This is a genomic window from Thauera sp. SWB20, assembly GCF_000831325.1.
Lineage (GTDB): Bacteria > Pseudomonadota > Gammaproteobacteria > Burkholderiales > Rhodocyclaceae > Thauera > Thauera aminoaromatica.
Window position 1 is genome coordinate 774,419 of the sequence record NZ_JTDM01000021.1, and the last position, 26,572, is coordinate 800,990.

Sequence of the window (26,572 nt, forward strand, 5' to 3'; positions counted from 1 at the left end):
ATCCTTCGCGGCCGAGCCCCGCCGGAGCCCTGCTCCGGTGCCGGCTCGGCCTTTGCTTGAGACCAGACTGAGCGCAGCACCATGTCCAAACGCGATTACTACGAAGTCCTGGGCGTCAACCGCGACGCTGGCGACGACGAGATCAAGAAGGCCTACCGCAAGCTGGCCATGAAGTTTCATCCGGACCGCAATCCGGACAACAAGGAAGCCGAGGAGAAGTTCAAGGAGGCCAAGGAGGCCTACGAGATGCTCTCCGACCCGCAGAAGAAGGCTGCCTACGACCGCTACGGCCACGCCGGCGTCGATCCGTCGATGGGCGCGGGCCCCGGCGCGCAGGGCTTCGACGGCTTCGCCGACGCCTTCGGCGACATCTTCGGCGACCTCTTCGGGGGCGGCGGACGCGGCGGGCGCTCGAACGTCTATCGCGGCGCCGACCTGCGCTACAACCTCGAGATCACCCTGGAAGAGGCCGCGCGCGGCGCCGAGAAGACGATCCGCATCCCCACCGTCGAGGAGTGCGGCACCTGCCACGGCAGCGGCGCCAAGCCCGGCACCCATCCCAAGCCCTGCCCCACCTGCCAGGGCCACGGCCAGGTGCGCGTGCAGCAAGGCTTCTTCTCGATCCAGCAGACCTGCCCGAAGTGCCACGGCAGCGGCAAGATCATCCCCGACCCGTGCCGCGACTGCGGCGGCGCCGGCCGCACCAAGAAGCAGAAGACGCTCGAGGTGAAGATCCCCGCCGGCATCGACGACGGCATGCGCCTGCGCCACGCCGGCCACGGCGAGCCCGGCCTCAACGGCGGCCCGCCGGGCGACCTCTACGTCGAGATCCACATCCGCAAGCACGCGGTGTTCGAGCGCGACCACGACGACCTGCACTGCGAGATGCCGATCAGCATCACCACCGCGGCGCTCGGCGGCGAGATCGAGATCCCGACGCTGGAAGGCATGGCGCGGCTGAAGATCCCCGCGGAGACGCAGAGCGGCAAGGTCTTCCGGCTGCGCGGCAAGGGCATCAAGAACGTGCGCAGCCACGTGCACGGCGACCTGATGTGCCACGTGGTGGTCGAGACCCCGGTGAACCTGACCGAGCGTCAGAAGGAGTTGCTGCGCGAGTTCGAGGAGAGCGCCAGCGGCAACGCCACCCGCCACAACCCCAAGGCGCAGGGGTGGATGGACAAGGTGCGGGACTTCTTCGGCGGCTGACACCTGTTCGCGGGCGCGGGGCGGGCCCGGTTTCAGCCGCCTCGCGCCCGCCGCCGCGCGTCGCGGCTCGTAACGTCGATCGCGACTTGCGTCGCTCCCACGGAAACCGTCACGCCCGCCGCCGCGCGTCGCGGCTCGCGACGTCGATCGCGACTTGCGTCGCTCCCACGGAAACCGTCACGCCCGCCGCCGCGCGTCGCGGCTCGCGACGTCGATCGCGACTTGCGTCGCTCCCACGGAAACCGTCACGCCCGCCGCCGCACGTCGCGGCTCGCAACGTCGATCGCGACTTGCGTCGCTCCCACAGAAACCGTCACGCCGGCCAACGCCCGATGCGTCCCCCGTAGGAGCGACGCAAGTCGCGATTTCAGCCGCCCAACGACCGCCGCGCGACTGAGAGGCTCAGGCCAGCCCTTCGGCCTGGTCGGGCAGCCAGACCTGCTCGCCGTTCGGGCGGTAGGCCAGCAGGTGGGCGACGATGCCGCCCTGGATCGACATGATCATGGTCTCGAGCGCCTTCTGCACCGTATCGTCGCTCGGCTCGCGCCCGCCCTGCCCGCTCAGGCAACCGACGAACATCATGTCCCAGCTCTGCCCGGTGTGGCGCGACTCCTCGACCAGTTCCTCGAAGCTCTGCAGCTCGTCGGGCTTCTTGTCCACATACATCACCGGAACCAGCGCCCCGCCCTCGCCCTGCTCGAACTTGGCGCGCTGCTCGGCGGTGGCCTTCTCCGGCAGCTCGGCGCGGGTGAAGACGAGCAGCAGGCGCTGCGGTTCGGGTTGCTGGCGCGCGGCGTCGAGCAGGCTCTGGAAGCCGGTGATGATCATGTGCGGGGTTCCTTGTACGGGTTCGGATCGTTTGGATTCAACTCGGCCAGCCACGGCAGCGCCTGGCGATACCGCGGTGACCTGCGCCACAGCACAGCGCTGATGCCGACCAGCGCAGTCGCCCCGCTGGCCGCTGCAGGCTCAGGCGCGGCGCCAGGTGGTGCCGCCGGGGCCGTCCTCGAGGATCACGCCGGCCTCGGTCAGCTCTGCGCGGATGCGGTCGGCCTCGGCGAAGTTCTTCGCCTTCTTGGCGGCCGCGCGCTCGGCGATCTTCGCCTCGATCGCGTCGGCGTCCAGCCCGTCCGCGTCGGGCGCACCCGCCTGCAGGAAGGCCTGCGGTTCGCGTCCCAACAGGCCGAGCACGCCGCCGAGCGCCTTCAGTTGCGCGGCGAGCGCCGGCGCGGCGCTGCGGTTGACCTCGTTGGCGAGCTCGAACAGTACCGCCACCGCTTCGGCGGTGTTGAAGTCGTCGTCCATCGCCGCGCGCAGGCGCTGCGCGAAGGGCTCGCTCCAGTCGACCACCGGCTCACCGGCCACCGGCACGTTCTTGAGCGCGGTGTACAGGCGGGTGAGCGCGTTGCGGGCGTCCTCGAGGTGGGCGTCGGAGTAGTTGAGCGCGCTGCGGTAGTGCGCGCGCAGGATGAAGAAGCGCACCACCTCCGGATCGTACTTCTGCAGCACCTCGCGGATGGTGAAGAAGTTGCCGAGCGACTTCGACATCTTCTCGTCGTCGACGCGCACGAAGCCGTTGTGCATCCAATAGTTGACGAAGGCGTGGCCGTGCGCGCCTTCGGACTGGGCGATCTCGTTCTCGTGGTGCGGAAACTGCAGGTCCATGCCGCCGCCGTGGATGTCGAAGTGGTCGCCGAGCAGGTCCGAGCTCATCGCCGAGCATTCGATGTGCCAGCCCGGCCGGCCCTCGCCCCAGGGCGAGGCCCACTTCACCTCGCCCGGCTCCTCGACCTTGGCGTGCTTCCACAACACGAAGTCGAGCGGGTCGTTCTTGTCCTGCGCTACATCCACACGCTCGCCGGCGCGCAACTCGTCGAGCGACTTGCCCGACAGCTTGCCGTAGCCGTCGAACTTGCGCACCGCGTAGCACACGTCGCGGTTGCCGGCCACGTAAGCCAGGCCCTTCTGCTCCAGGCGCGAGATCAGCGACTGCATCTGCGCGACGTAGTCGGTGGCGCGCGGCTCGTGGTCGGGGCGCAGCACGCCGAGCGCGTCGGCGTCCTCGTGCATCGCGGCGATGAAGCGGTCGGTGAGCTGGCGGATGCTCTCGCCGTTCTCCTGCGCGCGGCGGATGATCTTGTCGTCGATGTCGGTGATGTTGCGCACGTAGGTCACGTCCAGCCCGCTCGCGCGCAGCCAGCGCGCCACCATGTCGAACACCACCATCACGCGCGCATGGCCGAGGTGGCAGAAGTCGTACACCGTCATGCCGCAGACGTACATGCGGACCTTGCCGGGTTCGATGGGCGTGAAGGCTTCCTTGCTGCGCGACAGGGTGTTGTAGATGGAGAGCATCGGTGCGGGCGGGTCGTTGCTGGAGGCCGGCCGCAGGCGGAACGCGGGCGGCGGCTCGATTGTGAGGGGGGGGGCTTGTTGCTAGAATCCGGCGCTCGAGGCGGACTTCGGCAGGCCCACGCAAGCGCGCGAGTATAGCACGCAGCCTCCGCCCCCTTCCCCGGGCCCGGCCGCCCGGCGTGCATCGGGAGCGCATGCGGCACGCGCATCGGGCTTGCCCGGAGCGCCCGCGTCCTGCCAGCTCTCCAGCCATCCCGGCGGCCATCCTTCCGCCCCATTCCAGGAGTCCCCATGAAACGACACCTGCTTGCCTTCGCCACCGCGGCCAGCCTAGCCTTCCCGGTGCTCGCCGCCAACCCGACGGTCGAGCTCAAGACCAGCCAGGGCGATATCGTCGTCGAGGTCTTCGCCGACAAGGCGCCCAAGTCCGCCGAGAACTTCGTGCAGTATGTGAAGGACGGCTTCTACGACGGCACCGTGTTCCACCGCGTGATCGACGGCTTCATGGTGCAGGGCGGCGGCTTCGACGCAAGCATGAACCAGAAGGCCACGCGCGCCCCGATCGAGAACGAGGCCAAGAACGGCCTCAAGAACGAGCGCGGCACCCTGGCGATGGCGCGCACCTCCGACCCGCACTCGGCGAGCGCGCAGTTCTTCATCAACCTCGTCCCCAACACCTTCCTCGACTACCCGTCGCGCGACGGCTGGGGCTACGCGGTGTTCGGCAAGGTCGTCAAGGGCATGGAGGTCGTCGACAAGATCGCCAAGCTGCCCACCGCCAACCGCGGCTTCCACCAGAACGTCCCGGTCGAGGCGATCGTCGTCGAGAGCGCGCGCGTGGTCGGCACCGCCGCGCCGGCGAAGAAGCCTGCGAAGTAAGCCCGCGAAGCGAACCCACACCCCCCCTGCCCGGCGACCACGCTGCCGGGCCCACACCGGACCCACCCCAGGAGAACCCCCATGGCAGTCAAGCTGCACACCAACCACGGCGTCATCACCCTCGAACTCGACGCCGAGAAGGCCCCCGTCACCGTGGCCAACTTCCTCGCCTACGTCGAGGCCGGCCACTACGACAACACCGTCTTCCACCGCGTCATCGACGGCTTCATGATCCAGGGCGGCGGCTTCGAGCCCGGCATGAAGCAGAAGGCCACTGGCGAGCAGATCAAGAACGAGGCCGACAACGGCCTCAAGAACGACCGCGGCACCATCGCCATGGCGCGCACCCAGGCCCCGCACTCGGCCACCGCGCAGTTCTTCATCAACGTCGCCGACAACGCCTTCCTCAACCACACCTCGCCCGACCTGCAGGGCTGGGGCTACTGTGTGTTCGGCAAGGTCAGCGAGGGCATGGACGTCGTGGACGCGATCCGCAAGGTCAAGACCGGCTCCAGCGGCTTCCACCAGGACGTGCCGAAGGAAGACGTGATCATCGAGCGCGCCGAAGTCGTCTGATCGTGCCCGCGCGCGACCCTTCGCAAGTCGCCTCCGCCCCGGCCCGGCCGGGCGGGGCCGCCGCCACGATGCCGGAAGCCGCCCGCGCGGCGCTTCCGGCATTGTTCATTTCCGACCTCCACCTGACCGAGGACGAGCCCGCCAACGCCGCCGCCTTCCTCGACTTCCTGCACGGCCCGGCGCGCGCGGCCGCGAGCCTCTTCATCCTCGGCGACCTGTTCGAATACTGGGCCGGCGACGACGACCTCGAGACCCCCTTCAACGCCCGCATCGCCGCGGCGATCCGTCAGCTCGCCGACGCCGGCACCGCGGTCTTCTTCATGACCGGCAACCGCGACCTGCTCGCCGGCCCGACCTTCGCCGCGGCGATCGGCGCGACCCTGCTCGAGGACCCGGCGCGCGTGCGCTGCGGCGATCGCGACGACGCAGACGCTACCGACGCCCCCGTCCTGCTGCTCGCCCACGGCGACGCGCTATGCACCGACGACCTCGCCTACCAGGCCTTCCGCCGCCAGGTGCGCGACCCCGCATGGCAGGCCGGCTTCCTCGCCCAGCCGCTGGCCGCGCGCAAGGCCTTCATCGCCGGCCTGCGCCAGAAGAGCGAGGCCGCCAAGGCCGAAAAAGCCATGGAGATCATGGACGTCAACGCCGACGCGGTCGCCGCGCTGCTGCGCGAACACGGCTACCCCACGCTGGTGCACGGCCACACCCACCGCCCCGACACCCACCGCATCCGGGTGGACGGCCACGACTGCATCCGCCGCGTGCTGCCCGACTGGCGCGGCCAGGCCTGCTGGCTGCGCTGGGACGGCCGCGACTTCACGCCCGAATCGGGCGATGCCGTCCGGATTTAACGCGCCGCTGCAGCACTCCGGGCTTAAGATCGAATCGCCAGGACCGGCGCCGGGCGCTCCTTGAAGCGCCCCGGCGCCGCGATCCGGCCACTCGTTCAACGCCCACAGGAGGCTGCAGGATGGCGAATTACCAGATCGAAGACATCGAAGGCATCGGCGAAGTCACTGGCAAGAAGTTCCGCGACGCCGGCGTGAAGGACACCGACGCCCTGCTCGCCGCGAGCACCACGCCCTCGGCACGCGCCAGGCTGGCCGAAGCCACCGGCCTCTCCGCCGCCCAGGTACTGAAGTTCGCCAACATGGCCGACCTCTACCGCATCCACGGCGTCGGCTCCGACTACGCCCAGCTCCTCGAGGCCGCCGGCGTAGACACCGTCCCCGCCCTCGCCCGCCGCGCCCCGGCCAACCTGGCCGCGACGCTCGCGCAGGTCAACGAGGAGAAGAAGCTCACCCGCCGCGTCCCGCCCGAGGCCGACGTCGCCAAGTGGATCGAACAGGCGAAGGAACTGCCGCGCGTGCTCGAGTATTGATCAGGGTTCGATGGGGGCGGCGTCGGAGACGGGCCGCCCCTTGCTCGAGCGGGGCTTCTTCAGGCCGGCACTGCGTTTCTGCGCGTGTCGGCTGCGCGCCACCGCACGGCGGACGGCGGGGTCGGCTCTTGCGTTGTCAGGATGGTTGGCGGGCTGGACTGGTGGCGCGAACTCATCCGGGATTGCGGATCGATCGTCCGAGGTTCGGCGGGGCTCCGGGTACAGCGGGCAAAAAGAGCGGGGGCTGAATGAGAACTCATCGGCCTGAACGGTCACCCAATACTTTCCGATCGAACGGCAGCAAGTTGGCGCATTGTCGCCATCCGTTCCGAGTCAGTGATGTGGGATCAGCGCCCGTTCGACCCTTCTTATGATGAAACCATCGGTAGCTGATCGGACGCCGCCTCAACCGCTGTTGCTTCGCCGGCTAATCCATCAAGTACGGCGAAGACTCCAGCCAGATCGTCGCGATACGAAGCTATGTAGTTGGGTGTGACTACGTACCGCTCTTCGACTTGCAGGACTCGTTGGCGAATGAGCTCTTGGTGCTGACTCCAGTACCGTCCCATCGCTTTCGGATCAAGACCTCTCGAAAGTTCAACCTTGGACGCAAAGAAGCCCTCTTCATCTCCGCCCGAAAACAGAGAGTTACTCAAATGCGACAGGCAGTGGTCAATGAAATGAAAGACGTTGTTCTCGTGAATGTCGGGATTGAAGCAGACGCCAAACGCGTATTCGTTCATCAGCTTTGCTATGCCGCCTCCATCACCAGCACCACTCTCGTCGTAATGCCCGCAGCCCACACCTGACCCATTTGGAGGCAGTTGATTGCTCAACTGAAAGATCACGAAGGACTTGATGACAGAGCGCGCCGAGGAAACGCGCTGAGCATACGAAGCGGCACCTTGGTCAGATGGATCGTCCTTTGAGGCCTGCTGATAAAGTTGAGATGAAACTTTGCCGAGAAACGCTTCAATTGGGGCATCACTGACTTCCGCAAAAAAGTTACGCTCAGGATCAATGTAGGTCCGCTTGAACAGTGCGAAGACTTCCTGAGACAGTTTTCTCATTCCCATCAATGCGAGATTACTGACCAAACCATTTGTCGCAGCACTGCTATCCTGATGGACGATGAGCGCTGAATGCAGGTTATGCAACTGTCCCTGACGATCTGCGGAGCATTGGAGCCTGAATAACATGAGATCGTTCCAGCCGAGGGGGCCGCGATCGTCGCCGGCAAGGCGTTGAAGTAAGCCTTTGCCTTCGTAGGAACGTTCACCGAAGATTCGCCATGCAATCTCTATGACATTCTCTGCGGTATTTGGGAGGCGACGACCCGATGTCCTCCCCCAACCAGCTCGATCCAAGAGTCGCAGCAGGGAGTAGATCGACCTCTGCCGCAATCCCCGATCGTCATTCTCGATCGCCGAGTAACGCGGCAGATAGTCGACAAGCGTGTCGATGGCATCCTCCGCGACAGCGCGAGTGAAATCATGAGACTGATTGACGAGCACCCTCCAGAACTGGTCATGCGCGTGCTCCCCTAGTTCCAATCGAAATTCAGGCGAAGTCAGAACTGAGCCAATGAACGCTCCCTTCCGAACTCGTTCCACGGCTTCCTGGTACAGAACAAATGTCTCCTGCGGCTCAGGCGTGGCGAACCGAACAATGAGCTTGAGGTATCCCTCCAGATTCCTGAAGGAGTCCTGGTTGAAGCAAGCACGTGACGCCCAGACCGCCTCATCTACATCGTTTCGATCACCGAGCTCCAGCGTTGTTACGTCAAAGAGCTGTGTCAAAAGGAACCATGCAACTCCCTGTTGTTGTTCTTTCAGCGTTGAGAACTCAGTCGAGTTCTTGAACTTGAACCCCCGCTCTTCGTATTCGCGACGCACCGAGAAGGTCCCGCAACGTCCCTCGGTCTCTTCGGCGTAGATGCGCCTGAACAATCCAGGGAAGTGCAGATGCAAAAGCATGAGGTTGATGAGGTCGCGCTTGTTGAAGTCCGTCCGGCCTAAGTCGCTCTTCTCGATTTGCATGAGCAGCATGGCGTTGACGAAGCGCTTTACCTTCCGCAGGTCGCCCACGAGGGGCAAGTACTTCGCCGCCAAGTCACCGTCGAGAATTTCCGCCAACTCGTTGAGTACGGCGCCCAGCTTCACCATGGTGTCGGAAGGAATCGAGCCCAGTTGGCTTTCTGCGCGTTGCCAGTCCCTTCGTAAGAAGTCCCGAATGCTGGAGCTGTCGACAAACAAGCTCAGCTTGACTGTCACAAACTTCTCAAGGAACTCCCGCGCCCTCGAACCCTCATCCTTGTTTCCAGCAAGTATCTCGGTGTCGTAGCAGAGGACGTAGGTAGCCTGAGAGAGCTTGAACGTCTGTCGCGTTGCGAACAGAACGTTGTTGGTAGTCTTCGCGTCCAATCGATCCAGATCGTCAATAACGATGATCACGCGACGGCCGATCCGCCTGAGGACCTCGTCGATATCGTCAAGCAGTTCATCAACGGTCTCCTGTGACGGTTCCAAAGAGAGTTTGAAGCCAAGGAACGACACGTCGGCCTTTCCCTTTATCAGTCGGGAGTACCGCGATGCCGCTGGCCGAAACTCTGGTGCGAAGACCTTTCGTTGAATTGCGGCGGACAAGTCGCGAATCAAGCGGTCCGCAAGGTCAGGTTCTGATACATACCGAAGGGGTTCGAATCGACAAACAATAGCCCTGTCTTCTGCGCATGCCCAGTAACGCTCCGCGAGGTTGATAAAGCTTGTCTTGCCGACCCCCCACGGTCCATCGACCCCAAAAACAAGCCCCGGATGGGCGCCGCTTGCGAGAACAGTCTCCGCGAACGACTTGGCTTGCGCCTTGCTCGCAAGCAAATCTTCTTTCTCGTCTCCGATTTCCTCATCTGCAATGAAGTACAGCTGGGGAGGCGTTCTTTTGGGCCTCGGCCAGTATTGTTGAACCAGTGGCGACAACAGCACGGCGCAGAGAAGAAGGAAGACCGCTGGCGCCCAATGAGGATCCGCATTCTTGAGTGCCGCGTGTGCTCGTGCTAGCCAGGGCGAGGCCAACTCGTTCGTCCAGATGCCGATACCGACCGCAATCAGCAGATCGATGCGGAGACTGCGACCTATTTGCACAGCGGCGACGTGTGCGCTCCGCTTGACTGCATAGGTCAGACATAACAGTACCCCGAGCAGTATCCCGACAATCTGCGCCCAGGGGGCTACTTCAGACAATGTCGGTGCGAAATTCGCACCTAGGTAAAAGGCGACCCGCCAAACTTCGGCTCCTACGAAGCCACTGGCGAGCAACCTGGCGAAAACAAGTAACTCGGGCATTTTCATGGCTGGATTGGTCGCGGTCATCGATTTCTTCTCCGTGGTGCGGCGCGATTTCCTCGCGCATTCGACGACATTGCAGCCGACGGCAACACTCTACACGAGGCAACTGGCATACCGTCTTAACGTCGGCTACCTGCGCGGCTCCGGCCGCTCCTCTGAGTCGGCGCCAGAGGCAGGATTGGCCGATAAGTAGCCCTACGCCGAACCGAACCCAGCCACAGGTTTCCGGTTCTGCCGAATCCCGCGCCATTGCCACGGTGCGCATTGCTCGCACGCCCTACCGCCCAGGGTTCGCCAGCTCTAAGACACGGCGCCCCCCTCCTGCCGCTCCCCGAGCGCCAGTTCCACCGCCGCCGCCGCATGGATCGCGGTGGTGTCGAACAGCGGCACGTTCGCGTCCTGCGCGGACACCAGCATCGAGATCTCGGTGCAGCCGAGGATGATGCCTTGCGCGCCGCGTTCGACCAGGCGGCGCATCACCGTGCGGTAGGCGGCGCGCGAGGCGTCTTCGACGCGGCCGAGACAGAGCTCCTCGTAGATCACGCGATGCACGCGCTCGCGGTCGTCCGCTGCGGGGACGAGCACCGCGATGCCGTGGCGCTCCTCCAGCCGGCCGCGGTAGAAGGCCTGCTCCATGGTGAAGCGCGTGCCGAGCAGGCCGACGCGGGACAGGCCGGCGTGGCGGATGGCCGCGGCGGTCGGGTCGGCGATGTGGAGCAGCGGGATGTTCGTCGCGGCCTCGATGGCGGGGGCCACCTTGTGCATGGTGTTGGTGCACAGCACGATGAAGTCGGCACCGGCGCGCTCCAGCGCCTGCGCGGCCGCGGCGAGCACGGCGCCGGCGGCGTCCCAGTCGCCGGCGTGCTGCAGGCGCTCGATCTCGGCGAAGTCGACGCTGTACAGCACGATCCTGGCCGAGTGCAGGCCGCCAAGGCGGGCCTTCACCGCTTCGTTGATCTGGCGGTAGTAGGGCACGGTGGATTCCCAGCTCATGCCGCCGAGGAGGCCGATGGTCTTCATGGGGTGCGGGTCCGGGACGATGTGGGGCAGACATGATGCCATGGGGATCGGGGGCGACCGGCGGCCGGAGATCCGCGGCCTTGCACGCGTGCGGCGTTGAAGCCGCCGCCCTCCGCGCCCACAATGGCGGGACATCGACGGGAGCTTCGCAATGGGACCCGCACAGGAAGCCGCGACACTGAATCGGCAGGCCTACCTCGACTGGGAGGCCGCGCAGCCGGACAAGCACGAGTATCTGGCCGGCGAAGTGTTCGCGATGGTGGGGGTGAGGCGAGGGCATGCGCTGGCCGCGGGCGCCATCTACGCCAAGCTGCGCGCGCACCTCAAGGGCTCGCGCTGCGACACCTTCGTTTCCGACATGAAGCTCTTCGTCGCCGATGCCGACGCCTGTTTCTACCCGGACGTGATGGTCACCTGCGATGAGCGCGACCGCCGTGCCGAGCTCGCGATCGAGCATCCGCGGCTGGTGGTCGAGGTGTTGTCGGACTCCACCGCCGCCTACGACCGCGGGATCAAGTTCGCCGCTTATCGAAAGCTGGCGGATCTGCAGGAATATCTGCTGGTCGACGTCGAGCCGCGCCGCCTGGAGCTGTACCGCCGCGACGCCGGGCACTGGATCCTGCTCGAGAGCGAAGGCGACGGGCCCGCCCTGCGCCTGGAGAGCGTGGACATGACGCTGTCGCCGGCGGAGGCGTTCGAGGATCTGGACGGCGAGGCCTGAAGGCGACGCAGGCTTGGTCGCGAGTGCGGCAGGCCAGGGATGGTTCCGGTGGCGTTTTCCGGCGCGATGTCTTGCTTGGATGCGCGCTGGATCGCGACTTGCGTCGCTCCTACATACAGGCCCGGGCTGTGGCGGGTTTTCCGTGGGAGCGACGCAAGTCGCGATCGGGCGCTGAAATGACGGCGATCCGCATCGGCGCCGCGCATCGCGACTTGCGTCGCTCCTACAGGAACCCATACGACTTGCGTCGCGCCTGCAGGAGGCTCGAACGCTTCGGGCAGAGGCCGGTGTGATATCTGCGACGGACGCGCGTCAGCCCGCCAGGCCGCGGGCGAGGTCGGCCTTGAGGTCGTCGACGTCTTCCAGACCGACGGCGATGCGCAGCAGGCCGTCGCCGATGCCGGCGGTGGCGCGCGCCTCGGCGCTGATGCGGCCGTGGGTGGTGGTCGCGGGGTGGGTGATGGTGCTCTTGGTGTCGCCAAGATTGGCGGTGATCGAGATCAGGCGGGTGGCGTCGACCACCTTCCACGCCGCCTCGCGGCCGCCCTTCACGTCGAAGCTGACGATGGCGCCGCCGCTCTTTTGCTGGCGCATGGCCAGCGCGTGCTGGGGGTGGGATTCCAGCCCGGGGTAGTACACCCGCGCCACGCCCGGCTGGGCCTCGAGCCAGCGCGCCAGCTCGAGCGCACTCGCCGACTGCGCCTCCATGCGGATGCGCAGCGTCTCCAGGCCCTTGAGGATCACCCAGGCGTTGAACGGCGACAGGGTCGGCCCGGCGGTGCGCAGGAACTTGAACACTTCGTCGGTGATCGCCTTGCTGCCGACCACCGCGCCGCCGAGCACCCTGCCCTGGCCGTCGAGATACTTGGTGGCCGAATGCACGACGACGTCGGCGCCGAGCTCCAGCGGGCGCTGCAGCGCCGGCGTGCAGAAGCAGTTGTCGACCGCGAAGATCACCCCCGCCGCGCGCGCGATCGCCGCCACGCCGGCAATGTCGATCACCTCGGTGAGCGGGTTGGAGGGCGTCTCGGTGAAGAAGAGCCTGGTGCGCGGCGTGATCGCGGCGCGCCAGGCGTCGAGCTCGGTGGCCGGCACGAAGCTGGTGGTGATGCCGAACTTCGACAGGATGCCGCCGAAGAGCTGCTGGGTGGCGCCGAACAGCCCGTTGGAGGCCACCACGTGGTCGCCCGCCTGCATGGTCGCCATCGCCAGCGACAGGATCGCGGACATGCCGGACGCGGTGGCGATGCAGGCCTCGCCGCCTTCGAGCGCGGCGAGCCGGTTCTGCATCGCGGTCACGGTGGGATTGGAGAAGCGCGCGTAGACGTAGCCCTCCTCCTCGCCCGAGAAGCAGGCGGCGGCCTGCGCGGCGCTGTCGAAGACGAAGCTCGAGGTGAGGTACATCGCCTCGCCGTGCTCGCGGAACTGCGTGCGCTCGGTGCCGGCGCGCACGGCCAGGGTGTCGGGGTGAAGCTCGGGCGGAAGGGGGCGGTTCATCGTGGTCGTGCTTGGTTTCGTCTTGGGGGCGGCTCAGTGCTCGGCGTCGGAGGCGAGGTTCAGGTCGAGCTGGCCATCGTCCCCGTCATCCTGGTCGTTCTTGCCCGGCTTGGCTTCGCTGCGCTGGTTCTCGACGCCGTTGAGGTACTCGACGGTGATGTCGCCGGTGATGTAGTGGCCGTCGAAACACGAGGTCTCGAAGAACTGCAGCGAGGGATTGAGCGCACGCACCGAGGCCTTGAGGTCGTCGAGGTCCTGGTAGATGAGGCCGTCGGCGCCGATCTCGCGGCAGATCTCCTCTTCACTGCGGTCGGAGGCGATCAGCTCGCCGCGCGTGGGCATGTCGATGCCGTAGACGTTGGCGTAGCGCACCGGCGGCGCGGCCGAGGCGAGATAGACCTTGGTGGCCCCCGCCTCGCGCGCCATGTTGACGATCTCCTTGCTGGTCGTGCCGCGCACGATGGAGTCGTCGACCAGCAGCACGCTCTTGCCCTTGAACTCCTGGTGGATGGTGTTGAGCTTCTGGCGTACCGACTTCCGGCGCGTGGCCTGGCCGGGCATGATGAAGGTGCGGCCGATGTAGCGGTTCTTGACGAAGCCCTCGCGGAAGGGCAAGTCGAGCCGGTCGGCCATCTGCATCGCCGAGGGGCGGCTGGAGTCGGGGATCGGGATCACCACGTCGATGTGCACGTTGGGCATGGTGCGGCGCATCTTGTCGGCGAGGAACTCGCCCATCTTCATGCGCGACTCGTACACCGACACGCCATCGATGATCGAATCCGGCCGTGCCAGGTAGACGAACTCGAACATGCACGGCGCATGCACCGTGCGCGCGGCGCACTGGCGGCTGTGGAAGCGGCCGGCGGTATCGACCAGCACCGCCTCGCCCGGCGCGACGTCGCGCAGCAGGCGGAAGCCGAGCACGTCCACCGCCACCGACTCCGAGGCCACCAGCCACTCGGTGCCGGCCTCGCAGTCGTTGCGGCCGATCACCAGGGGGCGGATGCCGTAAGGGTCGCGGAAGGCGAGCAGACCGTAGCCGGCGATCATCACCACCACCGCGTAGGCGCCGCGGCAGCGCCGATGCACGCCGGCGACCGCGGTGAAGATGGCCTCCTCGTCGATCTTGAGCCCCTTGCAGGCAGCCTGCAGCTCGTGTGCGAAGACGTTGAGCAGCACCTCGGAGTCGCTGCTGGTGTTGATGTGGCGCAGGTCGGACAGGAACATCTCGCGCTTGAGCGCTTCCGAGTTGGTCAGGTTGCCGTTGTGCGCCAGCAACAGGCCGAAGGGCGAGTTGACGTAGAAGGGCTGCGCCTCGGCGGCGTTGTAGGCCGAGCCCGCGGTCGGGTAGCGCACATGGCCGATACCCCAGTTGCCCTGGAGATTGCGCATGTTGCGCGTGCGGAACACGTCGCGCACGAGGCCGGAGCCCTTGTGCATGTGGAAACGCCCGCCCTCCGAGGTGGCGATGCCCGCCGCGTCCTGGCCGCGGTGCTGCAACACCTGGAGGCCGTCATAGAGCAGTTGGTTGACCGGGGAGGTGGCGACGACACCGAGAATTCCGCACATGGATTGAGGCCTATCTGAATCGAATCTTGTCGGCTACCTCTGCAGGCAGCCAGGGTTTGGCGGCGATCACCGCCGACTCCAGCGGCGCCGCGAACAGCGCGTCGCGCCACCACGGCTCCTTGGAAACGCCGGCGAGCCCGCCGATCAGCACCACCACGAAGGCGACCGCCAGCCCGCGCGCGATGCCGAAGAGCGCGCCGAAGAAGCGGTCGGTGGCGCCCAGCCCGGCGGCGCGCAGCAACTCGCGCAACAGGTAACGCAGCAACGCGGCGAGGATCAGCACCCCGACCACGACCAGCGCACCACCCGCGACCTGGCGCCACATCGGCTCGACGATCATGCCGGTGAAGACCCCGGCCGCTTCTTCGTTATAGCGCCACGCGGCGAAGAGCGCTGCCGCCCACGCGAGCACCGCCATGACCTCGCTGACCAGGCCGCGCCACATGCCGATGAGCGCGGAGAAGGCGAGCAGGCCGAGAAAGACGTAGTCGAAGACGGTCATGATCCGGGAAGTCAGCGCGGCTGCAGGACCGCCGGGTGTCCGGCGGCCTTGAGGCGGGCCGCGGTGGCGTCCGCCTCGGCGCGACCGGCCACCGGACCGACACGCACCCGCATCACGTTGCCGGCGCGCTCGGTGTAGGCCGGGAAGCCGCGCGCGCGCAGATCATCGACCAGCCTGGCGGCCTTGACGGCGTCGCTGAAGGCACCGATCTGCAGCACGTAGCTGTCTCCACGCGCGGGCGAGGCCTTGCCCTCGATGAGCGCGCGCAGGCGGGCCTCTTCGTCGGCGGAGGGGCGGCGCGGCTCGGGGGTCGCCACCGGCGCAGGCGGGCGCTGCGGCATCGCCGCGGCGGGCTGCGTGGGTGGCGTGGCGGGCTTTGCGGGCGCGGAGGAAGCGGCAGGAGCGGGCTTGTCCCCCGCCGCCGGTGCCTTCTCGGTCGCAGGCTTCTCGGCCGCGACCACCTCGTCGTCCTCCGGCACCGCGACGGCGACCGGCGCGCTCGCATTCTCGGGCGCGCCGCCGCGGCGCGGACTGGCCGCCTTGTCGCGATCGGGGATCGAGACCCGGATGTCCTCGATCGAGGGGTTCGGCTCCTCTTCCATCATCATCGGCAGCACGATCGCGGCCAGCAGGGCAAGCGCGATCGCGCCGACCAGCCGACGGCGCGCGCGCTTCTTGATCTCGAGGGAATCTGCCTCAGTCACCGCCAAACCTCATCCGCGCCGTGCCGCCTTGATCGCGGCGAGCACATCCGAAACCGTCAGGAAAGAACCGAAAACGACGATTCTATCATCCTCGGCGACCAACTTTTGCGCCGCAGCATAGGCCTCGGCCGGCGTGGCGAAGCAGCGGATGTCGGCGCCCTCCTTCACCGCACGCACCTGCGCGGCGAGCGCTTCGGCGGAAAGGCCACGCGGCCCGGGGAGGTCGGCGAGCAGCCAGTGGTCGACGCGGCCGGCCATGAGCCCCACCACGCCCGCCACGTCCTTGTCGGCGAGCATGCCCAGCACCGCCCAGGTCTCGGGGTAGAAGCCCATGTTGCCGAGGTTGTCGGCGAGCACGCCGGCGGCCTGCGGGTTGTGCGCGACGTCGAGCACCACCGAGGGGCGCCCCGGCTGCACCTGGAAGCGGCCAGGCAGCTCGACCAGCATGAGGCCCTGGCGCACGTGCTGCATCGACACCGGGATGCGCTCGCGCAGGCACTCGAGCACGGTGATCACCGCCGCGGCGTTGAGCAGCTGGTTGGCGCCGCGCAGCGCCGGATAGGCGAGCCCGCCACGGCGCACCAGCGCACCCTCGCGCGCAGGCTGGGCGTAGCGCCAGTAGCCCCACTGCTGACGGTCGCCGCCAAAGCCGAAGTCGCGCCCGCTGATCCACAGCTGCGCGCCGATCGCCGCGGCGTGCTCGACCAGGGTCGCGGGCGGCTGCGGATCGCCGCACACGGCCGGACGGCCGGCGCGGAAAATGCCCGCCTTCTCGAAGCCGATCGCCTCGCGCGTGTCGCCGAGGTAGTCCATGTGGTCCATGGCCACGCTGGTCACCAGCGCGCAGTCGGGCTCGAACACGTTGACCGCGTCGAGCCGGCCGCCGAGGCCGACCTCGAGGATGATCACGTCCAGCCCTGCCGCGGCGAAGACCTGCCAGGCCGCCAGGGTGCCGTGCTCGAAATAGGTCAGCGCGGTGTCGCCGCGGGCGGCCTCGACGGCGGCGAATCCGGCCACCAGGGCCGCGTCGTCGGCGTCCCTGCCGTCGATGCGCACGCGCTCGTTGTAGCGCAGCAGGTGGGGCGAGGTGTAGCAGCCCACGCGGTAGCCCGAGGCGAGCAGGATGCCTTCGAGCATGGCGCAGCACGAGCCCTTGCCGTTGGTGCCGCCGACGGTGATCACCACGGCGTCCGACTCGGCCTGCATGCGCGCACGCACCGCGGCGACGCGCTCGAGCCCGAGCTCGACGCGCTGGCCGTGGCGCTGCTCCAGCAGGGCGAGCCAGCCGTCCAGGCTGGCGGGCGATGCGGCTTGCTCCGCCATCACCCGACGACCACGTCCGCGGGCTGGCGGTTGAGCATGGCGAGCAGCACCGCGAGACGGTCGCGCAGCTCGCGACGGTCGACGATCAGGTCGATCGCGCCCTTCTCGAGCAGGAACTCGGCGCGCTGGAAGCCTTCGGGCAGCTTCTCGCGCACGGTCTGCTCGATCACGCGCGGGCCGGCGAAGCCGATCAGCGCGTTGGGCTCGGCGACGACCACGTCGCCCATGAATGCAAAGCTCGCCGACACGCCGCCCATGGTGGGGTCGGTCAGCAAGGTGATGAAGGGCAGGCGGCGCTCGGCCAGGCGGGTGATCGAGGCGGTGGTCTTGGCCATCTGCATCAGCGAGAGCAGGCCTTCCTGCATGCGCGCGCCGCCCGAGGCGGTGATGCAGATGAAGGGCAGGCGCTCCTCGAAGGCCGCACGCGCACCGCGCACGAAGCGCTCGCCGACCACCGAACCCATCGAGCCGCCGAGGAATTCGAACTCGAAGCAGGCGACCACCACCGGGACGGTCTTGATCGCGCCGCGCATCACCACCATCGCGTCGGCCTCGCCGGTGTCGGCAGCGGCCGCGGACAGGCGATCGGGATACTTGCGCGAGTCCTTGAACTTGAGCGCATCGACCGGCGTGACCTCGGCGCCGATCTCGACGCGGCCCTCGGGGTCGAGCAGCTGGTCGAGGCGACGGCGAGCGCGCAGGCGATGGTGATGGCCGCACTTCGGGCACACGCCGAGGTTGCTGTCGAGGTCGGAGCGGTAGAGCACCGACTCGCAACCCTCGCACTTGCTCCACAGCCCTTCCGGGATCGACTTGCTGCGCGACGAGTCGCCGCGCTTGATGCGCGGCGGGATCAGTTTCTCGAACCAGCTCATGCCTGTACCCCCCTGCCCGTCGCCAGCGCGTCCAGCGCGGCGCGGATCGGGCGCATGAAGTCGCGCACACGCGCCACCTCGTCACCCGGGTTGTTCTCGATCTCCTCGATGATCCGGCTGCCGATCACGACCGCGTCGGCCACCGCGCCGATGCGCTGCGCGCTCTCGGCGTCGCGGATGCCGAAGCCCACGCCCACCGGCATGCCGACCGCGGCGCGGATCTCGGGAATGCGGCGGGCGACCTCGTCGACGTCGAGCTTGGCGCTGCCGGTCACGCCCTTGAGCGAGACGTAGTAGATATAGCCGCTGCCGGCGCGCGCGACATCGGCGAAGCGCTGCTCGCCCGAGGTGGGCGCGAGCAGGAAGATGGGATCGAGGCCGCCGGCCTTGGCGGTAGCGGCGAAGCTCACGCACTCCTCTGGCGGGTAATCGACCACCAGCACGCCATCGACGCCGGCTTCATGCGCGGCAGCGACGAAGCGCTCCTGGCCCATGGCCTCGATCGGGTTGGCGTAGCCCATCAGCACCACCGGGGTATCGGCATTGGCGGCGCGGAAGGCGCGCACGGTCTCGAGCACCTTGCGCAGGCTCATGCCCTGCGCGAGCGCGCGCTCGGAGGCGCGCTGGATGGTGGGGCCGTCGGCCATCGGGTCGGAGAAGGGCACGCCGAGCTCGAGGATGTCGGCGCCGCCCTCGACCAGCGCGTTCATCAGCGGCAGGGTGAGCGCGGGCGCCGGGAAGCCGGCGGTGACGAAGGGAATCAGCGCCTTGCGGCCATCGGCCTGGAGGCGCTGGAAAACGGTCTGGATTCTCGACATGTCTCGATCACACTGCGGGCCGCATCAGCGGCCCGCTTCAGGTTCGGATTCAGGTTCAGAACTGGATGCCGGAGCGCTCGGCGACGGTGTGCATGTCCTTGTCGCCGCGCCCGGAGAGGTTGACCAGCAGGATCTTGTCCTTGGGCAGGGAGGGCGCCAGCTTGGCGGCGTAGGCGAGCGCGTGCGAGGACTCGAGCGCCGGAATGATGCCCTCCAGCCGGCACAGCTTGTGGAAGGCCTCGAGCGCCTCGGCGTCGGTGATGCCGACATACTCGGCGCGTGCGGTGTCCTTCAGCCAGGCGTGCTCGGGACCGACGCCCGGGTAGTCGAGTCCGGCGGAGACCGAGTGCGTCTCGATGATCTGCCCGTCCTCGTCCTGCAGCAGGTAGGTGCGGTTGCCGTGCAGCACACCGGGGCGGCCGGCGGTCAGCGAGGCCGAGTGGCGCCCCGTGTCCAGGCCGTCGCCGGCGGCTTCGACGCCGACAAGCCTGACGCCCGGCACGCCGATGTAGGGATGGAAGATGCCCATCGCGTTGGAGCCGCCGCCCACGCAGGCGATCACGTAGTCGGGCTGGCGGCCCACCATGTCGGGCATCTGCACCAGGCATTCCTTGCCAATCACCGACTGGAAGTCGCGCACCATCATCGGATACGGGTGCGGGCCGGCGACGGTGCCGATGATGTAGAAGGTATCGGCGACGTTGGTCACCCAGTCGCGCATGGCTTCGTTGAGCGCATCCTTGAGCGTCTTCGAGCCCGACTCGACCGGCACCACGGTGGCGCCGAGCAGCTTCATGCGGTAGACGTTGGCGGCCTGGCGCTTGACGTCTTCCGAACCCATGTAGACCACGCACTCCATGCCGTAGCGTGCGGCCACGGTGGCGGTGGCCACACCGTGCTGGCCGGCACCGGTCTCGGCGATCACGCGCGGCTTGCCCATGCGGCGGGCGACCATGGCCTGGCCGATGCAGTTGTTCACCTTGTGCGCGCCGGTGTGGTTGAGATCCTCGCGCTTGAGGTAGATCTGCGCGCCGCCTAGGAGCTCCGACCAGCGCTTGGCATGGTAGATCGGGCTCGGGCGGCCGACGTAGTGCTTGAGCTCGTACTCGAACTCGGCGACGAACGCCGGATCGTTCTGGCAGGCCGCGTAGGCCTCGCGCAGCTCGGCGAGCGCCGGCATCAGGGTTTCGGCGACGAAGATGCCGCCGTAGGGCCCGAAATGCCCGCTCGCGTCGGGAAACTGGTAAGGCGTGTCAGCCATCTGCATGTCGAACTCCGGCGATGAACGCGGCGATCATGTCCGCGTCCTTGATTCCCTTGGCACTCTCGACCCCGCTCGACACATCCACCGCCCACGGGCGGATGCGGCGCACGGCGTCGCCCACGTTGTCCGCGTCGAGTCCGCCCGAAAGCACGAGCGGACGCTTGAAGCCTGCGGGGATCAGCGTCCAGTCGAAGGTCCTGCCCCCGCCGCCATAGCCGTCGACGAAGGCGTCGACCAGGATGCCGCTCGCGCGCGGGTACGAAGCCGCGAATTCTAGCAGATCGACCCCGGGCCGCATTCGCGCCGCCTTGATCCACGCGCGCCCGTGACGGGCACAGTCGGACTCGCTTTCGTCACCGTGGAACTGCAGAAGTTGCAGCGGAACGCGCGCGAGTACCGCCTCGACCTCGCCGGGAGCGGGATTGACGAAGAGGCCGACCGAGACGACGAAGGGGGGCAGCAGCGCGACGAGCTCGGCAGCCTGCTCTATGGAGACCGCACGCGGGCTGGGCGGGTAGAACACGAAGCCGATCGCGTCGGCACCGCTATCCACAGCCGCGCGCACGTCCTGCGACCGGGTCAGGCCGCAGATCTTGATTCGGGTACGGAACATTCAGACGAGGGGTAGCTGGGGCAGCGCGATGATACGCCCATCACCCGGCAGCGACCAGCGCGGCGGGTAGGCCACGCCGCACAGGTAGAGCCCGTCCGGGGAGAAGGTCGGCGCCGCGCGCGCGCGGTCGCGGGCCTCGAGCAGCTCGCGCATCCACGCCACCGGATAACGCCCCTTGCCGACGTACACCAGCGCGCCGACCAGGTTGCGGATCATGTGGTGGAGGAAGCCGTTGGCGCGGAAATCGAACAGCAGGTACTCGCCCTGGCGGACCACGCGGGCCTCGTGCATCACCCGCACCGGAGTCTTCGCCTGACAGCCGGCAGCGCGAAAACTGGAGAAGTCGTGGGTGCCGACCAGGCACTGCGCGGCGGCGGCCATGCGCTCCACGTCGAGCGCCGGGTGGTACCAGCCCACCCGCCCGGCCAGCATCGCCGGCCGCGTCGGCGCATTGTGCAGGATGTAGCGGTACTGCCGCTCGCAGGCCAGGAAGCGGGCGTGGAAGTCGTCGTCCACCTCGGTCGACCAGCGCACCACCACGGCCGGCGGCAGCAGCGCGTTGACACCGCGCACCCAGGCCGAGGCCGGGCGCACGGCGCGGGTGTCGAAATGCGCCACCTGCGCGCTCGCATGCACGCCGGTGTCGGTGCGTCCGGCGCAGTGGGTGCGCACCGGCTCGCCCGCGATCTGCGCGAGCGCGCGCTCGAGCACGTCCTGCACGGTGCGGCCATGGGCCTGGCTCTGCCAGCCGCAGAAGGCGTCGCCGGCGTATTCGAGGCCGAGCACGATGCGCCTCATGCCAGGCTCCACCACAGCAGCGCGCCGAAGAGCGCACCCGCCAGCAGCCCCTCGCCCAGTCCGAGGCGCTCGCGCGCCAGCACCACCGGCGCCGCTTCGGCGGCCGCGTCGGACGGAGACTCGTCTGCCAGCCAGTGTCGCCAGTCGGCCGGCCCCTGCCCGCGCGGCGAGGCCTCGACGTAGCGCAGCACCAGCAAGAGGCGCAGGGCGAGGCGTTCGGGCGCCACGCCGACCAGGCGCAGCGGGCGCGACAGCGCGTACAGGCCACCGACCAGGCGCGCGAGCGGCAGGCGCTCGAGCAGGATGCCGACCGCGCACACCACGGCGAGCAGCCGCCCGGCATGCAGCGCCGCGAGCGCAAGCCCCTCGCGTGTCGGCCCCAGGCGCGGCCAGTCGAGCAGCACCGCCTCGCCCGGGGTGAACCAGGCGAAGAGGATGGCGATCGCGATCAGCAGCACGCGGATCCGCCGCACGAGGCGCCAGGTGCGCGCGCGCGCGAAGACGGCGGCCGCGAGCGCACAGGCCGCGACCGCGACGCCGAGCGCAGCGGACGGCAGGAGCTGGACGGCGGCGACCGCCGCGAGCCAGAGGAGCAGGACAAGGCCGGAGTGCATCGGTAAACGGAAAAGGCCGCCGCGAGCCCGCGCTCGTGGCGGCCTGCCGGCGGGGGCGTTCAGCCCAGGCGCGCGATCATATCGCGGGCCGTGGTCTGCTGTCGCGGCGTCCCCTCGGCGACCACTTCCTCGAGCAATTCGAGCGCACCTTCCTTGTCGCCCATCTCCTCGTAGGCGCGGGCCAGTTCGAGCTTGGTCTCGGCCTCCTCGTTCATCGACCCCGGCGCTTCCGCGCCGCCTGCGGCCGGCTGGTCGAACTGGGTGTCGGCCACCGAGAACGGCACCGCATCGAACGCGGCACCGGCTTCGGCGGGCAGCGCCTCGAGGTCGAGATCGATCGAGGTCAGGTCGAGCCCGGCCGGCACCGCGGCCTGGGTCGGGGTCGCCGGTGCGTCGAGCTCGAAGTCGAAGTCGAGCAGGCTGGAGTCGAAGGCGGTCTTCTCGAGGTCGACCACGGCCTCGTCGGCCGTGCCCGCAGGGGCCGCCGGCGGCGGCGCGAGCTCGTCGTCGAGCGTGCCGGTGGCGCTGACCACGGTCGCATCGAGATCGAAGGCCTCGCCGCCCGGAGCCTCCATGCCGGGGAGCTCGAAGTCGAGGTTGCTGATCGTGCCGGAGTCTTCCACCGAGATCGTCGGCGCGGAGGCGAACGCCTCGGGTGCGGATGCGGCTTCGATCGCGGCGGGGCTGGCCGGCTGCGGCTCGCGCGCCGCGGCCTCGAAGGGCTCGTCGGGCTCGCCGAGATCGAGGTCGAAGGTCAGACCGCCATCAGTGGCCGGCTCGGAAACGGGAATGAAAGCTGGGGCCGGGGGAGGCGGCTCCTCGTCCGCGGCTTCCAGGGTGAGATCGAACTCGCGACCGAGGCCGGGCGTGGTCGCCGACAGGTCGGGCATCGCGGTGGGCGTGTCATCCGCGAGGTCGAGCTCGAAGTCGAGCGCACCGGTGTCGAAGGGGATCTCGTCGGCCAGGGGCGCAGCCGGCGCCCCCTCTCCGGCTGGCTCGCCTGCCGGACCCTCACGCTCGCCCGAGGCGAACTTGTTCAGCTCTCCCGGCAATGTCCACGTGTCGCGCATCTGCGAGTGGCTGGGCTGCGCAGCGGCCGCCGCGGTGAAATCGAGCGAGGCCAGCTCCGGCCCGGTCGGTGCGGCCTCGGCTGCGGTCGCGACGGCGCCTGCGACAGCGACGCCCGCTGCCGCAGCGACCGTCGGCGCCACCGCGGGCTCGCCCTGCGGCGCGCGCTGCGCACCCGTGTCGCCACGCTCCGCAGCGTAGAGCGGATTCTCCGGATCGAGCCGGCGCCCCAGCGCAGCAGCCTTCTCCCAGTCGCGCCCCTGGCCGCCGGAGCGTGCGAAAAGCTCGCTCGCCACGGTCTCGAACTGGCGCGTGCTGCGGCGCTGGGCATAGATCTCGAGCAGCTTGAGATGGATCGCGGCCCGGCCCGGATCGGCCTTGAGGGCATCCTGCAGGATTTCCTCTGCCTGCGCGTCACGACCGTAGGCCATGTAGACGTCCGCCTCGGCCACCGGGTCCACGCCCTCGTCGGTATCGATCGAGGACAGCCCGGAATGGCTGAAGTCGGTGTGCATGATGCTGGTGGCACCGGTATCGACGCTCTGGCCGCCGGTGCCCGCGAACACGCTCTGGCCGCTGCTGCCCACCGAGGCGGCACCGAGGGCGGCCTCGGCAGCACGGATCTCTTCTTCCTTGCGGCGCTGGCGCGCCTTCAGGCCTGCGTAGGCGAGCAACAGCGCGAGGATGCCACCACCGCCGTAGAGCAGGGTCGGATCCTCCATCAGGGTATCGACGAAGCCGGGTGCGGCTGCGGGCTCGACTGCCGCGGCCGGCGCGGCGGGCGGCTTGGGCGCGGGCGCCGGAGCCGGCGCAGGCGCAGGCGCCGACACCGGAGGCGCGGCCGGCGCAGGCGCCGGGGCGGATTCGGCCACAGGGCCCGGCACGGCCGCAGGGGCCGGTAGTGCCTTGGCCGCCTCGACTGGCGGGGTCACGACGGGTGCTTCGGCCGCCGCCACGCTCTGGGCGGGCGCGCCGGACGAGGCCTGCAACTGGCCCATGGTGCCGCTCTGCACCTCGAGCAGGCGCTGCAGGTCGCGAATGCTGCGCTCGAGCCGGACAAGACGCTCGTTGGCCTCCTCGAGCGCCTTCGAACGCGTGGTGAGTTCTTCTTCCAACACCTGCAGGCGCGCCTCTCCGCCCGCGTCCGCACCGGTGTCGCTGCGCGAGACCGTCACCTTGTCGCCCGCCTCGGTCGCCGCGGCGGGCTCCTGGACGCGCGGCACGATACGTCCGCCGCTCTCCTGTACAGCGGCGGGTTCGGGCGCGCGTGCCGCGACCGAAGTCGCGAGGCCGCGCCGGTAGGCGTCGAAGTCGGCGGCCTGGGCGCGGATCTCGCGGCGCGCCTCGCCGGCGTCGATGGCGCGCACCGCATCGGCGCCGGGGACATTGAGGACCGTTCCGGCGCGCAAACGGTTGATGTTGCCGCCGTCGAAGGCCTGGGGGTTCGCGCGCAGCAGCGCGATCAGCATCTGGTCGAGCGTGGTGCCGGGGTGCGCATTCGCGCTCGCGATGCGGTGCATGGTGTCGCCGCGCCGCACCGTCCAGGTGTCGGCGGGCGCGGGCGCGACGGGCGCGGCACGCATCGGCGCGGGCGCCGCCACGGCGGCGCGTGGCGCGCCGCGCACGGGCCGCGCCGCTGGAGTCTCGATCGCCGCCGCAAGCGGTCGCGGGGCGGAGAGCTCGACCGGATCGAGCAGGAAGGTGTATTCGCGCACCAGATTGCCGCCCGCCCAGTCGAGCTCGACGAGCAGGTCGACGAAGGGATCGTTGATCGGCCGGTCGCTGGTGAGACGGACGACGGGACGCGCGGCGCGCGTATCCACGCTGACGCGGATCGTGCTCACCGCGGAGCCGTAGCTCAGGTTCGCACGCCGGAACGCGTCTGCCGAGGCGATGCGGGCGCTCAGCGACTGCAGTTCCTGCGCGCTGGCGGAGATCTGGATCTCGGCGCGCAGCGGCTGACCCAATCCGCTGAGGACGTTGATCTGACCGAGCCCGGCCGCCTGCACGGACAGCGGAAGCGCGGCGATGGAGAGGGCGAGCAGGGAAGCCCGGACCGATTTTGTCATTTTGGATCTCAAAACTCGTTCCCCCGCAACGGAGCATCACGGTCGATTTCACCGCGTCTGGCCTAGGAATCTAGCATTTCCCGGCTTGCATCGCATTAGCCGGGCCTGATTCGTACCCGTCCGGTGTGACGAAATACCGCCTTTCGACACGAGTTCGCAACAAAAAGGGGGGCTTTCGCCCCCCTTGCCAGACTGCCGCGAAACGCTCAGCGCTCGAGCAGGATGCGCAGCATGCGGCGCAGCGGCTCTGCCGCCCCCCACAGCAGCTGGTCGCCGACGGTGAAGGCGCCGAGGTACTCGGGACCCATCGCCATCTTGTGCAGGCGGCCGACCGGGACGGTGAGCGTGCCGGTGACAGCGGTCGGCGTGAGCTCGCGCTCGGTGATCTCGCGGTCGTTGGGCACCACCTTCACCCACGGGTTGGCACCGGCGATGATCTCGGTGATCTCGTCGAGCGGTACGTCCTTCTTGAGCTTGATGGTGAGCGCCTGCGAGTGGCAGCGCATCGCCCCGATGCGCACGCACAGGCCGTCGATCGGGATCGAGCCCGGGGTGCGGAAGGCCGGGTTGCCGAGGATCTTGTTGCACTCGGCGCCGCCCTTCCATTCTTCCTTGCTCTGGCCGTGCTCGACCGGGACGTCGATCCACGGGATGAGGCTGCCGGCGAGCGGGGTGTTGCGGAAGTTCTTCTTCGGGAAGGCGTCCGAGCGCATGGTTTCGGCAACCTTGCGGTCGATCTCGAGGATGGCCGAGGCCGGGTCGGCGAGCAGGTCCTTGACCGAGTCGTGGATGGTGCCCATCTGGCTGATGAGTTCGCGCATGTTCTGCGCGCCGGCGCCCGAGGCCGCCTGGTAGGTCATCGCCGAGATCCACTCCACCAGGCCGTGCCTGAACAGGCCGCCCAGGCCCATCAGCATCAGCGACACGGTGCAGTTGCCGCCGATCCAGTTGCGCCCGCCCTTGGCGAGCGCGGCATCGATGACGTTGCGGTTGACCGGGTCGAGGATGATCACCGCGTCGTCGTTCATGCGCAGCGCCGAGGCGGCGTCGATCCAGTGGCCGTTCCAGCCGGTGGCGCGCAGCTTGGGGAAGACTTCCTTGGTGTAGTCGCCGCCTTGGCAGGTGATCACGATATCGCAGGACTTCAGCGCGTCGATGTTGCTGGCGTCCTGCAGCGGCGCGGCCGCTTCCTTGCCGCCGAAGGACGGCGCCTTGCCGCCGGCGTTCGAGGTGGAAAAATAAACCGGCTCGATGAAGGCAAAGTCGCCCTCCTCCACCATCCGCTGCATCAGCACGGAACCGACCATGCCACGCCAGCCAACCAGACCGACTCGATTCATGTTCATCACTCTCAACAAAAACGTTCTTCGAAA

Annotated in this window: 23 protein-coding genes; 6 read left to right on the plus strand and 17 right to left on the minus strand. The window is 68.3% G+C overall.

Translation table 11 applies throughout. The annotated features are described in order from the left end of the window. The first annotated feature begins 81 nt into the window (after positions 1 to 81). The gene (gene dnaJ, locus PO78_RS20845) at positions 82 to 1,206 is read left to right on the plus strand and encodes a molecular chaperone DnaJ (protein ID WP_004298989.1); all 1,125 of its coding nucleotides are present in this window, start codon (positions 82 to 84) and stop codon (positions 1,204 to 1,206) included. A gap of 402 nt (positions 1,207 to 1,608) precedes the next feature. Here dnaJ and PO78_RS20850 read toward each other — a convergent pair whose 3' ends face one another. Together PO78_RS20850 and cysS are read right to left on the minus strand one after the other, a co-directional pair. Further along, complete coding sequence (locus PO78_RS20850; protein ID WP_004328313.1) at positions 1,609 to 2,034, minus strand: hypothetical protein; 426 nt, start codon at positions 2,032 to 2,034, stop codon at positions 1,609 to 1,611. A 141-nt stretch (positions 2,035 to 2,175) separates the two neighbouring features. After that, positions 2,176 to 3,561: a cysteine--tRNA ligase gene (gene cysS, locus PO78_RS20855; RefSeq protein ID WP_012585797.1), complete on the minus strand. Its 1,386-nt coding sequence runs from the start codon at positions 3,559 to 3,561 to the stop codon at positions 2,176 to 2,178. A gap of 291 nt (positions 3,562 to 3,852) precedes the next feature. Between cysS and PO78_RS20860 the strand changes: the two genes are divergently transcribed. The 4 genes from PO78_RS20860 to PO78_RS20875 all read left to right on the plus strand — a co-directional run bounded on the left by PO78_RS20860 (position 3,853) and on the right by PO78_RS20875 (position 6,400). After that, the gene (locus tag PO78_RS20860; protein ID WP_004322221.1) at positions 3,853 to 4,440 is read left to right on the plus strand and encodes a peptidylprolyl isomerase; all 588 of its coding nucleotides are present in this window, start codon (positions 3,853 to 3,855) and stop codon (positions 4,438 to 4,440) included. 81 nt (positions 4,441 to 4,521) lie between these two features. Beyond that, positions 4,522 to 5,016, plus strand: coding sequence for a peptidylprolyl isomerase (locus PO78_RS20865; protein ID WP_043746621.1), 495 nt, complete (start codon positions 4,522 to 4,524; stop codon positions 5,014 to 5,016). A gap of 68 nt (positions 5,017 to 5,084) precedes the next feature. Beyond that, the gene (locus tag PO78_RS20870) at positions 5,085 to 5,870 is read left to right on the plus strand and encodes a UDP-2,3-diacylglucosamine diphosphatase (protein WP_043746974.1); all 786 of its coding nucleotides are present in this window, start codon (positions 5,085 to 5,087) and stop codon (positions 5,868 to 5,870) included. 119 nt (positions 5,871 to 5,989) lie between these two features. Further along, a complete protein-coding gene (locus PO78_RS20875; RefSeq protein ID WP_043746624.1) occupies positions 5,990 to 6,400 on the plus strand; it encodes a DUF4332 domain-containing protein in 411 nt (136 codons plus the stop codon). A 368-nt stretch (positions 6,401 to 6,768) separates the two neighbouring features. On the opposite strand, the gene PO78_RS20880 is transcribed toward PO78_RS20875, so the two are convergent. Together PO78_RS20880 and PO78_RS20885 are read right to left on the minus strand one after the other, a co-directional pair. After that, complete coding sequence (locus tag PO78_RS20880) at positions 6,769 to 9,768, minus strand: KAP family NTPase (protein ID WP_043746627.1); 3,000 nt, start codon at positions 9,766 to 9,768, stop codon at positions 6,769 to 6,771. Positions 9,769 to 10,044: 276 nt separating this feature from the next. Beyond that, entirely contained in the window at positions 10,045 to 10,764 is a 720-nt protein-coding gene (locus PO78_RS20885; protein ID WP_043746630.1) for an aspartate/glutamate racemase family protein, read from the minus strand. A gap of 151 nt (positions 10,765 to 10,915) precedes the next feature. Between PO78_RS20885 and PO78_RS20890 the strand changes: the two genes are divergently transcribed. After that, complete coding sequence (locus PO78_RS20890) at positions 10,916 to 11,485, plus strand: Uma2 family endonuclease (protein WP_043746633.1); 570 nt, start codon at positions 10,916 to 10,918, stop codon at positions 11,483 to 11,485. 312 nt (positions 11,486 to 11,797) lie between these two features. On the opposite strand, the gene PO78_RS20895 is transcribed toward PO78_RS20890, so the two are convergent. The 13 genes from PO78_RS20895 to asd form a co-directional block, all read right to left on the minus strand. Beyond that, positions 11,798 to 12,982, minus strand: a complete 1,185-nt coding sequence (locus PO78_RS20895; protein WP_043746636.1) for an O-succinylhomoserine sulfhydrylase — start codon at positions 12,980 to 12,982, stop codon at positions 11,798 to 11,800. Between the two features lie 33 nt (positions 12,983 to 13,015). After that, entirely contained in the window at positions 13,016 to 14,551 is a 1,536-nt protein-coding gene (purF, locus tag PO78_RS20900) for an amidophosphoribosyltransferase (RefSeq protein WP_004322209.1), read from the minus strand. Between the two features lie 10 nt (positions 14,552 to 14,561). Continuing rightward, positions 14,562 to 15,053, minus strand: coding sequence for a CvpA family protein (locus PO78_RS20905; RefSeq protein ID WP_004322207.1), 492 nt, complete (start codon positions 15,051 to 15,053; stop codon positions 14,562 to 14,564). Between the two features lie 11 nt (positions 15,054 to 15,064). After that, positions 15,065 to 15,757: an SPOR domain-containing protein gene (locus PO78_RS20910; RefSeq protein ID WP_043746976.1), complete on the minus strand. Its 693-nt coding sequence runs from the start codon at positions 15,755 to 15,757 to the stop codon at positions 15,065 to 15,067. A gap of 9 nt (positions 15,758 to 15,766) precedes the next feature. Continuing rightward, positions 15,767 to 17,080, minus strand: a complete 1,314-nt coding sequence (gene folC / locus PO78_RS20915) for a bifunctional tetrahydrofolate synthase/dihydrofolate synthase (RefSeq protein ID WP_004323345.1) — start codon at positions 17,078 to 17,080, stop codon at positions 15,767 to 15,769. Beyond that, positions 17,080 to 17,955 (minus strand): acetyl-CoA carboxylase, carboxyltransferase subunit beta, encoded by an 876-nt coding sequence (gene accD / locus PO78_RS20920; protein ID WP_004323343.1) that lies wholly within the window; start codon positions 17,953 to 17,955, stop codon positions 17,080 to 17,082. Before accD ends, folC begins: the two co-directional genes overlap by 1 nt. Beyond that, the gene (trpA, locus tag PO78_RS20925) at positions 17,952 to 18,773 is read right to left on the minus strand and encodes a tryptophan synthase subunit alpha (RefSeq protein ID WP_004323341.1); all 822 of its coding nucleotides are present in this window, start codon (positions 18,771 to 18,773) and stop codon (positions 17,952 to 17,954) included. Before trpA ends, accD begins: the two co-directional genes overlap by 4 nt. Positions 18,774 to 18,828: 55 nt before the next feature. After that, a complete protein-coding gene (trpB, locus tag PO78_RS20930) occupies positions 18,829 to 20,040 on the minus strand; it encodes a tryptophan synthase subunit beta (RefSeq protein WP_004323339.1) in 1,212 nt (403 codons plus the stop codon). Continuing rightward, complete coding sequence (locus tag PO78_RS20935; protein WP_043746640.1) at positions 20,027 to 20,650, minus strand: phosphoribosylanthranilate isomerase; 624 nt, start codon at positions 20,648 to 20,650, stop codon at positions 20,027 to 20,029. Before PO78_RS20935 ends, trpB begins: the two co-directional genes overlap by 14 nt. Further along, the gene (gene truA / locus PO78_RS20940; protein WP_043746644.1) at positions 20,651 to 21,448 is read right to left on the minus strand and encodes a tRNA pseudouridine(38-40) synthase TruA; all 798 of its coding nucleotides are present in this window, start codon (positions 21,446 to 21,448) and stop codon (positions 20,651 to 20,653) included. It lies immediately after the preceding gene. After that, on the minus strand, positions 21,445 to 22,062 hold the full coding sequence (locus PO78_RS20945) for a CbiQ family ECF transporter T component (RefSeq protein WP_043746647.1): 618 nt from the start codon (positions 22,060 to 22,062) through the stop codon (positions 21,445 to 21,447). The genes truA and PO78_RS20945 overlap by 4 nt, the downstream gene beginning before the upstream one ends. 59 nt (positions 22,063 to 22,121) lie before the next feature. Next, positions 22,122 to 25,199, minus strand: coding sequence for a FimV/HubP family polar landmark protein (locus PO78_RS20950; RefSeq protein WP_043746650.1), 3,078 nt, complete (start codon positions 25,197 to 25,199; stop codon positions 22,122 to 22,124). 206 nt (positions 25,200 to 25,405) lie between these two features. Then, positions 25,406 to 26,539 (minus strand): aspartate-semialdehyde dehydrogenase, encoded by a 1,134-nt coding sequence (gene asd, locus PO78_RS20955; RefSeq protein ID WP_004265800.1) that lies wholly within the window; start codon positions 26,537 to 26,539, stop codon positions 25,406 to 25,408. Positions 26,540 to 26,572 lie beyond the last annotated feature (33 nt).